The organism is Variovorax sp. YR566 (assembly GCF_051992195.1).
Classification (GTDB): Bacteria; Pseudomonadota; Gammaproteobacteria; order Burkholderiales; family Burkholderiaceae_C; genus Variovorax.
In genome coordinates this window covers 2945342-2958430 of record NZ_CP197092.1, presented here as the reverse complement: position 1 = coordinate 2958430, position 13089 = coordinate 2945342, and the positions used below count along the sequence as shown (strand labels likewise).

The 13089-nt window shown below is 59.4% G+C and carries 15 protein-coding genes; 3 read left to right on the top strand and 12 right to left on the bottom strand.

The window, feature by feature from the left end:
* Positions 1–250 precede the first annotated feature (250 nt).
* From ACTG4X_RS13760 to ACTG4X_RS13715, 10 genes are all read right to left on the bottom strand, one after another.
* A complete protein-coding gene (locus tag ACTG4X_RS13760) occupies positions 251–1096 on the bottom strand; it encodes a three-Cys-motif partner protein TcmP (RefSeq protein WP_440534046.1) in 846 nt (281 codons plus the stop codon).
* Complete coding sequence (locus tag ACTG4X_RS13755) at positions 1093–2376, bottom strand: three-Cys-motif partner protein TcmP (RefSeq protein WP_440534392.1); 1284 nt, start codon at positions 2374–2376, stop codon at positions 1093–1095. Before ACTG4X_RS13755 ends, ACTG4X_RS13760 begins: the two co-directional genes overlap by 4 nt.
* A gap of 36 nt (positions 2377–2412) precedes the next feature.
* Positions 2413–3276 (bottom strand): DUF5131 family protein, encoded by an 864-nt coding sequence (locus tag ACTG4X_RS13750; protein ID WP_440534045.1) that lies wholly within the window; start codon positions 3274–3276, stop codon positions 2413–2415.
* Positions 3277–3387: 111 nt separating this feature from the next.
* Positions 3388–4332 (bottom strand): nucleotidyl transferase AbiEii/AbiGii toxin family protein, encoded by a 945-nt coding sequence (locus ACTG4X_RS13745; protein WP_440534044.1) that lies wholly within the window; start codon positions 4330–4332, stop codon positions 3388–3390.
* The gene (locus ACTG4X_RS13740) at positions 4325–4936 is read right to left on the bottom strand and encodes a hypothetical protein (protein ID WP_440534043.1); all 612 of its coding nucleotides are present in this window, start codon (positions 4934–4936) and stop codon (positions 4325–4327) included. Before ACTG4X_RS13740 ends, ACTG4X_RS13745 begins: the two co-directional genes overlap by 8 nt.
* A 336-nt stretch (positions 4937–5272) precedes the next feature.
* Positions 5273–5920, bottom strand: a complete 648-nt coding sequence (locus ACTG4X_RS13735; RefSeq protein WP_440534042.1) for a 2OG-Fe(II) oxygenase — start codon at positions 5918–5920, stop codon at positions 5273–5275.
* A complete protein-coding gene (locus tag ACTG4X_RS13730; RefSeq protein WP_440534041.1) occupies positions 5917–6495 on the bottom strand; it encodes a hypothetical protein in 579 nt (192 codons plus the stop codon). Before ACTG4X_RS13730 ends, ACTG4X_RS13735 begins: the two co-directional genes overlap by 4 nt.
* Positions 6496–6508: 13 nt before the next feature.
* Positions 6509–7120 (bottom strand): 2OG-Fe(II) oxygenase, encoded by a 612-nt coding sequence (locus ACTG4X_RS13725; protein ID WP_440534040.1) that lies wholly within the window; start codon positions 7118–7120, stop codon positions 6509–6511.
* The gene (locus ACTG4X_RS13720; protein ID WP_440534039.1) at positions 7121–7420 is read right to left on the bottom strand and encodes a hypothetical protein; all 300 of its coding nucleotides are present in this window, start codon (positions 7418–7420) and stop codon (positions 7121–7123) included.
* A 73-nt stretch (positions 7421–7493) separates the two neighbouring features.
* A complete protein-coding gene (locus ACTG4X_RS13715; RefSeq protein ID WP_440534038.1) occupies positions 7494–8489 on the bottom strand; it encodes a hypothetical protein in 996 nt (331 codons plus the stop codon).
* Between the two features lie 440 nt (positions 8490–8929).
* On the opposite strand from ACTG4X_RS13715, the gene ACTG4X_RS13710 reads away from it, so the two are divergent.
* From ACTG4X_RS13710 to ACTG4X_RS13700, 3 genes are all read left to right on the top strand, one after another.
* Positions 8930–9556, top strand: a complete 627-nt coding sequence (locus tag ACTG4X_RS13710) for a hypothetical protein (RefSeq protein ID WP_440534037.1) — start codon at positions 8930–8932, stop codon at positions 9554–9556.
* 35 nt (positions 9557–9591) lie between these two features.
* Positions 9592–10530, top strand: coding sequence for a hypothetical protein (locus ACTG4X_RS13705; RefSeq protein WP_440534036.1), 939 nt, complete (start codon positions 9592–9594; stop codon positions 10528–10530).
* 97 nt (positions 10531–10627) lie between these two features.
* A complete protein-coding gene (locus tag ACTG4X_RS13700) occupies positions 10628–11464 on the top strand; it encodes a hypothetical protein (RefSeq protein ID WP_440534035.1) in 837 nt (278 codons plus the stop codon).
* Positions 11465–12357: 893 nt separating this feature from the next.
* Here ACTG4X_RS13700 and ACTG4X_RS13695 read toward each other — a convergent pair.
* Positions 12358–12660 (bottom strand): hypothetical protein, encoded by a 303-nt coding sequence (locus ACTG4X_RS13695; RefSeq protein ID WP_440534034.1) that lies wholly within the window; start codon positions 12658–12660, stop codon positions 12358–12360.
* A 78-nt stretch (positions 12661–12738) separates the two neighbouring features.
* Entirely contained in the window at positions 12739–13089 is a 351-nt protein-coding gene (locus tag ACTG4X_RS13690; protein ID WP_440534033.1) for a hypothetical protein, read from the bottom strand.

Here is a 13089-nt window from a genome sequence, read left to right as displayed (position 1 = left end):
CACACGGTGCAGGAATGGATGGTTCATTGACCAGATTCGCCTCGAAGAAAGGCGTTAACCCATCGCTTCACCGCAGTCTCGCCAGAGCGAACTGCACACGGGACTCGCTGGCGTCATGCGCCGGGAAGAAGTACTGAGGCGACGCTGATGTTCGAGGTCCGATGAGCAGGGGACAGGCCCTTGTCCGTGCTGCTGACCTTGGCTCCTCAGCTCGATCAGCAGCAATCAAGTAGCCCACCATCGGCCGTACCTAGAAGTCGAACTCACGGTTTGGACCTTGAGCCACATCGCCCCATATCCTGTTCGGCAGTTCATGGCGGCTGAAGAACACCAAGTGGTACAGCGGTCGATTTCCTTCGTCGCGCACCAGAGGCATACGCCGACTGATGGAAAAGCCAAGGCCACGCACCAGCCCACACCAGTAATCAAAAAATGCTTCGTCGGCATCCCCACGCGCAAACGCGAGAGGATCGACGTGCTGTCGCCAACCGGGCGCCGCGTCATCAAAGCGCGCACGCTCGGGGTTGTATTCCATCAGCACGTTGCGTCGGAGGTCCATGGTGCTGAAATGAACCGCGAAATCGACAAATTTCAGACGCGCCAGTTTTTCGATCACCTTGAACGAAAGGTACTGGAGGTTGTAGGGGTCCAGATACGCGAGGCAGAGCGCACCTTTCGGAATCGTCCCGAGCACTTGATCCACCGTGGATTCGGCGGCACCCGAGAAAGCAGTGGCCGGCGCCCCCATTGCCCGCAATCGCTCTGCACAGGCCGACGCCCGAGCGGCGTCCAGATCACCGACGAGGCAAGAGGTGAAAACAACATCGTCGTGCAGAGAATGCTGCCATGCGACCTGAGCACCGCCGGGGCGCGTCATCGTCTCGCCTTTGACCTGAATGCGGCCAGGGCCACAGAACAAATCGACATACACGCGCTGCTTGAACTTCTCCCTCGCGCGACGCGTGCCCTCCACGTACTTGGCGAGGAAGGTGTGCTTCATCTCGGGAACCCAGCGGCCAACACCGTCGCCGCCCCGTCCATGCTCCACCGGAAGATGCGGCAACGGATCAGCATCGTGCGCGAGACGAAAACTCATTGCCCGATCCCTACCTGAGAATTGAACAGAGAGGTTTGCCGGTTGCGCTCGATCCAATCGGTGTCGCGCATGTACCTGGCGCGCCTTCGGACCGATCCGTCCTCCGATCGAATGACGATGTCCTTCTCACCAGCCAGCTTCTCCAGAGCATCTTTGTACATACCCGAAGTACCAGGCGAGGTGTTGCAAGTGGCGGCGTACAGTTGCCCGATCTGCACAGGCTGGCTGCGCTCGAAGACGTTTTCCGCCAGCTGCTGGACCAGCGCGTCAGACGACAACCGATGCGCCACGTCATCAAAGAGGAATCCTCCGGTGAACTCCTGCCGGAAACCCATCATGTGGGTGGCCAGCATGTCGAGGCCTGGGCCGCCGTAGTGGATGGAATGATTCTGGTGTTTCCAGTGCACTTGCTTCATGACGTCCTGGGCTCGCGGATGTCGCGATAGATGCACCAGCCAGTATTCACCTTGACCGCTGCCCTCCCCTCGGATGAAGAAAGGCGTGAAGTATTCGGCTCCGCAGCCTCGTACCAGAGCCTGGTAGAGCGCCGCTTGAATGAAGCGCCGCCAATCCGCCGAATCCTCATCCTTGATCTGCTCGACCGTCCTTCCACCCAATGCCGTTCGGATATCGATTGCCAACTTGTCGGACACCTGGTCCGTGAACTTGTCATTCGTGTAGGTTGCAAAGGCCGAGACATGGAACGTGAGGACGACTTCACTGCCAGGCAGCTCCGCGAATATCTTCTGGATCAGCGGTGCGGGCACATCGCTGTAACCATACTGGTCCAGGAAGAAAAGTGCGGTGTTCGCGCGTGGCGTGTGATCCCTGACCAGTTGAAGGGCCGTAGACGAGGCCGACACAAAATCATCGCGGATGATGTGGATGGAGTGGCCGACGGCATCACCGTAGCCGCGGTCCTGCAGGACCTGTTTCAGATGAGACAGCGCCCGAGCGTCCTTGTCGATAAACACATATCGGACATCCAGATCAATGGGTTTCGTTCTTTTGGCATTGATCAGCAAGCGCGCTTCCTCGACGGCCGCCAGCATACGCAGCGGAGAACCGAGAACCTCATGTCCCCGCCCTTTGAGCGTGTAGAGCCCGCCCCCGCAAAATCCATCAATCAACGTGATGCGGAGCCGTTCCCGCCCGCGGGCATTGAGCGTTCGCTGCTCAAAGTACCGGATCAGGTAGCCGACCAGCACCTCATGCTTGGTCACACTGTGTGCATCGATCTCTGCAGGTCCGTTGCCCCAATCGTAGTGACTCTGTGCCAAAAGCAAGCCTTTCTGCGGTGCTGGAAGGGATCGACGTTACACGGTGTTCCCCGTGCTCGGAAACTGATCCCAATGGCGGCCGCCCAAGGAACGGCCAGCCTTGCCTTTTCCGACAGCGGCGAGTTTGACCTCTGAGCCATCGCGTCTGACGATGTGGATCGGAGTACGGCCTGTCACTGCGTCAGCGGCTTGCTCAAGGGGTGCCCAGTGCCCCCATTGCTTGAAATGGAAGGCCACGCCGGCTGCATTGCACTGTTTGCGGAGATCTTCAGGCCATTGCGGATCCATGGGACGCGAACCTGGCCCAGACTCGCCGCCAGCGATGACCCAATCCACGTGCGTGCCGCCCTCCTTCGCCTTCAACCACTGGCGCAGATCCAGGGGCCCAAGCAGAGGCTCGCACGACAGGAACCGGACTGCCGGCGTATCGAACTCCAGAAGATACTTCAACCGTTTGCCTGCGGCATCCTGATTTTCGACGGTCGCACCAAGCCAAACGTTGGAAGGCAATTCATAGCCCTTTGGCAGTTGCTTGCGCACCAGGTGGATTCGCTTGGTCAGGAGCAGCCAATCAAGATGAGGCGTTGCCGCGATGAGGTCGAGAAGGCGCAGCCGATGCGGAACCAAATCCTTGCGGTTCTCGAAGACATCCGCCATGGACGCACAAAACACACGCCGCCTGGTCTTGCTCTCCTTGGCCTCCCGGTCCCACTTCAGGGGCTCTTTCCAATGGGTATCGCCAAAAAAACGTCGCTCCGATTTCGCGCCCCAAACGTCTTCTCCGAGGCGCTTCGCCCAAGTTTCGGCATAGCAATGGTCACACGCATCGGACACGCGCACGCAACCCCACCATGGATTGAAGGTGTGGTGCGTCCACTCGATACGGGTGTCTTTTCCCATTGTTCACTCTTTTGGTGCATTGCAATAATGCACTGTTTTTTTGTACAGCATAGGCATGCTGTCATGAGAAGGCACGGAATCGGCAAGTTGGTGTGTCAAGTCCTCGCCCCCTCACATGGCATCAAGGTGTTGGTGGATCCTGTCCACCAGCACCTCGAAGTCCGGCTGCCCCTGGTAGTACAGCGCGGCTGTCTTGCGGTATTCCTGCGCAAAGCGCTGGCGCTGCTCGGCGTCAGCTAGCACAAAAGCAGGATTGCGGGCAATGGCCTGTTCGTCGCCGGTTCGGAACCGCTGCGCCTTGCGTTCCTGGTAGGCAGGCGTACTCATGAAGGCCTGAACCTCCTCCAGCCCCAGCAGACAGTGCACGTCGTAGTAGTGCCGCAGGAAGTTGGCGGGGAACGCCTGGGCTTCATCCAGTCGGCGGTACTTGGTGGAGATCGTCTGCAGCTTCTCGACGAAGGTGTGCGTGGGGGCATAGCATGGTACGGCCACAGCACGGTTGTCCCCCACGACCACCCCGCGCTTCATGGCGACATCCAGTGCCCACGACGAGATTGTGACCGGCCGATTCGGGGCGGTGTCATCGAACCCGAGTTCCAGCAGGATGCCATCCTTGACTCCAGCGAGCGCGGGAACACGCGGTGCGTAGATCAAGCGAATGCCGGCACTGCGCATCTTGTCGTCGTCGAACTGCGTGTCGCGCTCCACACCGTCGATACCCGGGATGTGGATCCGTGCGGCCAGCGCGTCGTAGTATGCACGCCGCGATTCAACATGCGCGGGCTTGTCCTGGTTGCGCCCCGTCTTCACGTCCATGCCATCGGGCGGTTCGATGCGAATGTCGATGTCTTCCGAAAAGCGGTGGATGACACCGAACCCCTTCGACAAGGACGTGCCGCCCTTCAGCTCAAACTGAAAGCTCTGAGCTTGAAGGCCCCACAGGCAATGCATGATCCAGTAGTCCTTCTCGACCAGCACGGGATCAAGGCCGCGCTCGTCTGCGACCACTGTCAGCAACTGATCGAAGTCCCGTCGTTCGTGTAGGAACTCAGCCACCCGCCCACTCCCGCAAGCGCTTGCGAGTGGCCACGCTGCCAAAGCTGTCGGCTGCGCGCTGCAGACGGGTGGGATCGAATGAAAGCAGTTTGCTGCGCGCTTGGCGCAAGACCGCGTCACGGTCTTCCGCCAGTTCGTCCAGGTTGTTCAGCAGGTCCACGTACAGGAACTCCGGCGTCAGCTTCCTGGGGAAGCGCGGCTTCATCCGGAAGTCGAACTGCCGGTTGCCGAGCTTGAAGACGCCGTGGCGCTTGTGGTTGTAGACCAACGTGCGGTTGTAAAGCTGGGTTGTACCCAGACCCACAGCGTTGTAAGCCGAGGGAGAGAACACCAGGAAATCCTTGTCGCGCAGGAACCCGCCCACAACCTGCTCATCGGCCGGTGGCAGCGGACCAAAGCTGGACTGTTTCGGTGCGTGGTACAGGCCTTGGGCCAGCTTCTTCAGCTTTCCGGTAGCCACCAGTTCACGCAGATGCCGATCCACCGCCGTGGACAGGCGTGCAAGATCCTCCCGGCGGTAAACGCGCCCAGCTTGAAGCTCGCCTGCGAGGTGCGCGGCAGCGCCTCGCAAAGAGGCAGCAGGAGATTGGACGGCGGTAAGCATGGCTAATTTTTCATTGAAATTCCATGCATTTTAGCGCTTTTCGGTAGCTTGCCTCCTCGTGCTCCTGAATCCCCCTATCCCGCGCCATGAACGCCTAGAGTGTGGATTTCCGCGCTCGTTTGACCTACTTTCCCGTCGAGTGCTGACCCGCATCTGAGTACCGATGCACTGGACCGCAGGCTTGAGCTCTGAGGTATGGGTAGGGTCAGCCGCCAGCGGAAACGTGGGTCACGCCTACGTGGAAACCAGCACCTGTTGTTCGATTTGCAACTTGAGATCGGCGAGCGATGTCATTCAGATCCTCCTGGTTAGTTCAGAGCTTGAGTGATTTTGTAATCACGACGGCACGCAAATTGTGCTTGCGACCTCAAAGCGCTTCGTCTCTCCGTTCAGGATGCCGTAGATCCGCTGGTACGAGTATCGCTGCCCACGCACGATCGGCTTGACCTCATGCGGGAAATTCCGATTGGAAGGAAAGATGACCAGCGCTCCCGCATTCGGGCGCAACTCGAGACCCTGCTTGGGGAAGTGAATCTCTCCGCCGTCGAAGTCCGAGTTCAGGTACAGGATTGCCGTGATGCCTCGCTGCACGTCCCGCGTGAGCACGCTGCCGTCTGATCTCAACACATGGTCGTCGGCATGCATCTTCAGACCGATGCCCGGCGTATAGGCAAAGAACTCGTGTTGCGCAAGAACAAGACTGTCCGACGGCTGCACCAGGAAGTGCTGTTCGAAATACTGCTGGACCGCCTCGAAGATGAAGAACGCGAGTTCCTCGTCGTGGCGTGGGACGATTGCCTTGCTATCGCGAGACTGCGTGTCGACGACGGAGTCCCCATTGCGGCCATAGACCTCATGCACGCGGAAGTCGCGTGCCTGCAGCCGATCCTCGATGTGCGAAACGCACAGATCCAGGGGCAAGGGGCAGACCCTCTGAAAAATAGGCGCGTCCGGCTTCTGAATGGATTCGGCGTAGGTGATCACAGGTCGAACCGCCAAGTCGTTTGCAGCAAGCTGCGTGCACCCGACTGGATCGCGGTGACGCCGTGCTTGTACTTGAAGTGTCCGGGAAAGGTCACCAGCTTGCCGGCCTCGGCATCGACGTACAGATCCGCATTGGGGAAATGCAGCTTCCCACCCTCGAAGTCCTGCCCTTCCGTCGAGAGGTAGAGCAAGGCCACCAGTTGGTTCGCCCAGTTGAACATCACCGTGCCCAGACCATAGTCCCGATCGGCGGGGTCCTGATCGTCGCAGTGCACGGGACAGCCCGGGCCTTCGAAGTAAAGCAGGATCTGACTCGACGCAAGGGTGACGTTCCTGCCCGCATAGTTGTACTGCGGTGCCAGTGCCTCCACCTGCTGTCGAACGACTTCGACCAGTGCGTCCTTGCCCGGCAACTCGATGTCGAAGCTCATGCGCCCGCGCTCGCGGCCATGGTTGGTGTTGTACGTCCTGGAAGGCGTCGGGTTCTTCGTCCAGGCGTCGAGGATGGCCTGTCGGTGGTCGGCGACCTCCAACTGCCGAATCCGGATGCCGTCGCGCCCGTCCGGTGTGGACACTGTGAAGCATGGGTTAAACAGCGGCCGTATCTTTGACATAGTAGTGCCTGGCAATGGCGATCCTCTTGCCCTTGGTCACGGGCGTCACCAGGTGAGGAAAGAGATGGTTCGACGGAAAGGCGACCAGCGTTCCCGTGAGTGGCTTGACCGAGATGTCGTGATCCGGAAAGACCAGCTCTCCACCTTCGAGATCGTCGGTGCTGATGTAGAGCAGCCCCGCGAACTGGTTCAGCAGGTGCATGACGTACCTGTCACGGCCAAACTGCCGGGGTGGCTTGAACTGATCGTCGACATGCAGGCCCGCACCTGCCCCGTCGCTGTAGAGCATAAATTGCTCTCGAGACACGGAGCCGGAATACCCTTCTCCACGAGCGTGGAGCGACTGGAGCACGAACTCGTCAAGCATCTGGAAAAGCATCGCGAACCGCTGCGGCTGGCGATGCTTCAGCTCCTTGGAGCGACGCAGCCTCTTGTCTTCTTCACCCATATTGGAATAGATGTCGAAGGACAGTTCGAGCTCCTCGGTCTCGAAGGCCGTGAAGCAGCTTTGGATGAGCTCGGCAGGGATGGAGGTTCTTGAAACCTCCACACCCCCACCGACCATATGAACCGGATTGGGAAACAATCAGCCTGCAGCGCCGATGCTGCCCGTCGCGCTGGAGCCATTGCTGGCGGCAATGCCGTTTTGCAGTGCCATGAAGTTCGCGCTCGTCATCGAGTTGATGATGGCCGAGGTCAGCGCGGGCACGTTGATGCGCAACGGGTTTTCGGGAGTGCCGTCGCCGATGATGTAGATGCTGCCGACCACCACCGGAGCGTGCGCCGTGGCGGCAATCTCGCGAACGGTTGCGGCGGACTCTCTCTTCAGCGGCAGCACGTTGCTCTCGGCGATCTCCGCCGGCTGCATTTTTTGAAGTTGTTGCACAGTGAACTCTCCTTGGAGGTGAGCTTCGATCAGCGTCGAAGCGGGTGGACAGGCCATGACAGCCCGGAAAAAATCATGAAATGGGCGGTGTCTCGAACAAGGTCGAGAAGACGTGGGGGTAGCCCGACGGCGGCAAGGTCGGGTTCGAATTGACTTCCAACCACCATGCGTTCCCGAGGGGGTCTACGACGCCGTCCAACGAGTAAAGAATGGGGGCCGAGAATCTGGCCTCCAGATCGAGCGCAAGCGCCTCGACCGCGAGCCTGGCTTGCGCAAGAAGCGCTTCGGGCAACTGGGGCAAGTCGTTGTCCGCAACCTCTGTCGTGCGAGGCGATTCGTAGTCGCGTCCATAGCGAAAATCGAGCCAAGCCGTGACTCCGCTGGCGAGCACCTCGTCTCGGGTGACCCCCTGATGAGCCAATGAACTGGCGATCGCCTCCCCATCCCCCACAGGGCGAGGCATCCGGGGGGACTGTGCCTGGGCCAATAGCTCGATGAGTTCGTCGATGCGATGGACGCCATCGCCGGTGACTGTGGGATACGGATAGGCGTGCGCATGGAAGATGGTGCGTCCCCAGATCCACAGCTTGAGGTTCACGCCCTGGATGAACTGCTCGGCGTACCGGGTTTCTGGCGAGGGCAATGCGCTGGCGGTCGCTTCGGGCAGAGCCACACCACCTCGAAACGGCCCCGTGATGTGCAAGCCGAAGGAGCCCCTGGACCCCTTGACGATGTAGTCCTGATTGGGCTGCTGCGGAGCAATCCACCACGCAGGTGTACAAAGGCCATGCTCGACCATGTGGGCCTTGAACAGCAGCTTGTCGGTCGACAGGGCCCACTGGACCGGTGCATAGGGCAGCCAGCCCAGAAAGCCGGTCGCCTGGTTCGAGATCTTGCTGATGTTGAGCAGTCGGCCGTCGATGCGTGCGCGGAACTGGGGTTGCAAGGTGAAATAGCGATTCCTCGCCTTCACTTCCATCCGGAAGGACTCGACATCGATGGAGCTCTGTGCCGCGTGCTTCTCCCCCCAGCTTTTGACTGCGCGGATATGGTTCAACAGCATCGTCATGTACATGGGGGAATCGTCTGCGACTGGAAAGCGTGATTATTCAGATGCCTCACCTTCCGAGGCCGCTCTGGTGGCCTCTTAGAGCAACATATCCGCGCCAGTTGCGACTTGTTTAGCGCTTTCGCTACTGAGTAGCGCCGTCATGTGCTGATAGTTTGCGTAGCATCGGGCTAGGCTTCCTGGTTTTAGGCAATGAAAGCCACGCCGATCCTCGCCTGAACTTCCCCCAAGCCTCTCGCGTTCAGCCCGGAATCACCCGTCACGATGCTCCGGGGAACCACGGCGCACTCACGCGCCGGACCGCCATCGAGCTGGGCCTGGAGTCGCCTTTTCAGAAAACGTAAACTTTTGCCCATCAGGGCCTGGCAGCTGAATCCGGCGTGCGAAATTCGACCCGGCCAACCACTAGACTGCCGAGTTTTCCGCCCCGGAGGTCCATCGTGTCCCATCCCCAGCAGCTGTTCTTCGTTGGTGGCATCAAGCAATTCCTTGGCGAACTCTTCCAGCGGAAGAAGGTTCTGGAAATCGGCAGCCTGGACATCAATGGCTCCGTTCGCGCCTTTTTCGAAGAATGCGAGTACATCGGCCTGGATGTGGGCGAAGGCAAGGGCGTCGACCTCATCTGCTATGGCGAGGACTATGGCGGCAAGGCCAACGAGTTCGATGTGGTGATCTCGTGCGAGGCCATGGAGCACAACCCCGGTTGGCGCAAAACCTGGCTCAACATGCTTCGGCTGGTTAAGGATTCCGGCATGGTCGTGATGACCTGCGCCTCCACGGGGCGACGGCAGCACGGCACGGTCGAATACGCACCGACCGATTCGCCGCTTACCATGCAGAACAACCAGAACTACTACCAGAACCTGGTCGAGGAAGACTTCAAGGCGATCATTCCATGCGACGCTTGGTTCTCGGTCTGGTCGTTCTACTGCGACCACACCAGCCACGACCTCTACTTCTTCGGCCTGGGCAAGGGCGCGCCCCCAGAGACGATCCAGAAGGCAACCGAGCTCCGGGCCGCGCTCGCCGACTACTATCACAAGCGGAACATCCTGGGCCTGCAATAAGCAGTGACCGCCACCAGACCAGGCCAGTAAACGGGATGGAACCTTCGGTACCGCTGCATTTCACCTCGCTTGCGGACCGGCATATGGTCGGCAACGTGGTAGATGCCTTCGTCGTCGCCGCCAGGAAGCTGGGCTACGAGGTCAGCAGCGAACATGCTGCCCTGCGTGCTGGCGCCATCAACGTTGTCTGCTTCGCGCACCACCTGGCGCCCGAAGCCCTGCAAGGCATGGACACCAACTGCATCGTGCTGAACTTCGAGCAACTCGTCGCAGGTTCGCAGGCCAGCAACGAGTCCTACATGACGCTGCTGCGAAGCCACTACGTCTGGGACTACAGCCAGCACAACCTGGCCCGCTATGCCGAGCTGGGCATTCCCAACGGCCACTACGTTCCGCTCGGATACGAAGAAGAGGCCGGGGACAACCTCCGCACCGAAGACGTGCTCCCCGAGGCCCTGCAGGACATCGACGTGCTCTTCTTCGGCTCGCTGAATCAGCGGCGCGCGCAAGTCATCGATGCCATGCGAAGAAAGGGGCTGCACGTGGTCTGCAATGACAACGCGCTTTGGGACAGCGCGCATCGCGACCAGATGATCCGGCGCGCGAAGCTGGTGCTCAACATGCACTTCTTCGACAACTCCCGCATCGTCGAGATTCCGAGGCTTGCGATGCTTTTCAGGCAGCGCAAGGCGGTGCTGTGCGAACTCTATGCGGACAGCGAGATCTTCTATCCGGAGCTACGGCAGGCGGTCGCGGGCGCTCCCTTCGATGGCCTGGCCGACATGGCTGTGTTGCTCGTGAGCGCCCCGCAACTGCGTCAACGGCTGGCACGCCAGGGCTTCGAGGCCTTCAGCGCGCGCACCCAGACGGCTGTGCTGGGCCCTGCGCTCGACGAGTTCTTTGCCTGGCGAGCCGGCATTCTTGGGGCCAGCATGAAGCGCACTGCGATAAATCCGCCCGATACAACGCGATAACTCATCGGGCTTTCTTTTACTGTATTTGAAACAGAATTGCTATTCGCCCCACTCGCGGCGAGTTCAGGCCGCCTCCCCAAAACCAGGAACGCTTCTGATGTCTGAGAAATTCTTCGCGTACTTGAACATCGACGATCCGCTTGTGGCCTGGGAGGTTGCTATCGGGCGACTTCGCTCGGTAGGCGTCCCCGGGCCGGACAACCACCCCAACTTCGTCAGTCTTTTTTTATCCAGCAAGTTGCGAGATTCCTTTGCACTTGACCGCCCGAGATGGCTCAAGCGGGAATTGGTGCTGGAAAAGGCTCGCGCCGCCCGTCACCCGCAGGCGGTATCGCGGCTTGCTGGCGTTTACATGTTTACGTCGATGGAAGACGCATTGCGCGCCTTAGCGGAGTGGCGCATCCCGGGCTGGAAGCGAGAGTACATATCAGAAGTCCAATTCTTCGCCAATCAATTGACCATCGCCGATTCAGACTGGATCACAGAGGACCTCTTCTCGCCGGACACCGGTTGGATGGACAGCTACTGGTCAGGCGTTGCGAAGCGTAAAAAGCCGCTCTTGGAGGCCTTGGGCATCGGGGTAGGTCAGATCCAAAACAGGGCATTGCGCGAACAGGCATACCAAGCGGCTATTCGGAACTGGCCCGGCGCAACAAACCTACTGCAAAGGGCAAGTTATGGCTTCGCCGAAGCACACATGGAGGCTGTCGCCCAGATCCGTGCACACATAGGGGCTTCGGACAACAAGCTGATCTTGAGCCACGTCATATACATGGAAGACTTCACACGGCCGCAGGATCGATTACAAGAGGTCATATTTGCTGCCGCGGCCCGCGGAGACTTTCCTACTGCACTGCCACCTGACGATCAGTACGTTCCCGATCTGAGAGAAAAAAACTGGAGATCGCAATGCCAGCGTTGCAGCAACTGCTAGCGGATGTTGGCTGGACCGAAGCAGAAGCCTCTTGAGTTGCCCTCGGAGGGCGCCAGTGCACTCAGTTCAATTCAGCACTCTCGGACTGGCGACTCGTCTATCTTTCAGAAGAGCCCGGCTGGCCCAGCCTCTCGATCCCAGTTGTAATTGATCAACTCATGACGCTTAGCCCGGTTGGGCAACCCGCACGCCGATCCCAGCGCCGAAGTTCTCAATGTAGACCACTGCGCTCTGTAAGTGCGGGCTCAAGGCACTCTTGACGTCAACTGATTGAAGAGATCGACGATTCTCAAACGTCGAGCACCTGGCGCAGCATATGGAATGGGCCCCGCCAAGTCACACCGTCACCGGTGGCAATGGTGGCCGTGCATTGGTTAATGCGCACGATCACCCCAGTGATGTTGCGACCGTCTCGGTTGTCGAAGGTCGCGGTGTCTCCGCGTTCGAACTCGCTCGCACGGCTTGTCGCCCGGGCGGGTTCGGGCGGCGGCTCGTAGGGAGCCTGCTCGTCGCGCCATTCTGCGCCGCGACTTGGGGTTCACGTCCATAACCGTCCAGTTAGAAGTTAACTGGACAGCATCGTTTAGCTACCGGCTCTGCTCAAGGTGGGGCGGCTGGCCGCTTACGATGCCATCGTGCCCCAAGCCATCCGACGCTCCGCAATCGACGTGCTCCTGATACTGGCGCTCCATCCCGCCGATGAGAACGACGCATTCGCCAGCGCATTAGCGCTTTGGGCCCTCTCGAACAAGGTCGTATTTCGGGGAGCGTTGAGCGCACCCAGCCAATCCATCCAGGTCGATGTGCAATTCCTGCCCCGGCTGCACCATCGGCACGCCGTTGCGACCGACCTGCACCTGCCCAGTTTTCAGCAAGTAGCCATAGCCGACTTGCTATTGCGCCGGGTTCAAGCCAAGGTCTGCCAAAGCGGCCAGCGGACCTTGCCCATTGCGCACGGTGGCCGTGCGACGGCTGCCGTTGTAGTTGTCGCTGGCAACGTCGCTGCCGTTGCGATAGTTATATGCAAAGGCTGGGTCGTCGCTGCCCACGTAGGTTGACAACCCTGCCGGGTTGATGCCTGCGCGTCGAGCTGCCGCATCCTGCGAAAGGTCCAGCCTGTTGACCCTCGGAATCGCGTCGCCCATCGCGTAGGCCTCCCGCGCCGCCGCCCACTCTTCGGCCTCCCCGCACGTCATGCCGCCGCCTTGACCGTTCGCCGCTGCGATGGAGTCCCCCAGCGCATTGCCAAAGGCAAAGACTCCTGCGGGAGTTGCCTAGGAAGATGCAGATTTAGAGCTTCTTAACTTTCCGGCCTTTTGAAAAAGAAGCTGCGTTTCCTGAATTTTTTTTTGTGCCTCGGCAATCATTCCATCTCGATAAAGACCGTGGACTGAGTTTACCTCTTCTATGCAATTTCGAAAAATTGCTTCGGCTTCTTTATTTTTTGTGCGTCTCGCCGCATCGGCAATTCCTTGTCGCAAAGCATCCATCATCATATCTAACGTGATCTTGTATGTTACGCAGCTGTTTAAAAAAACAAAATCAGGCGCACCCACAAATACACTTGTAAACCAATCGTCGGTCTCTCGAAAATTTTTAGGAATAGGAACAGAGTACTCAGTCAT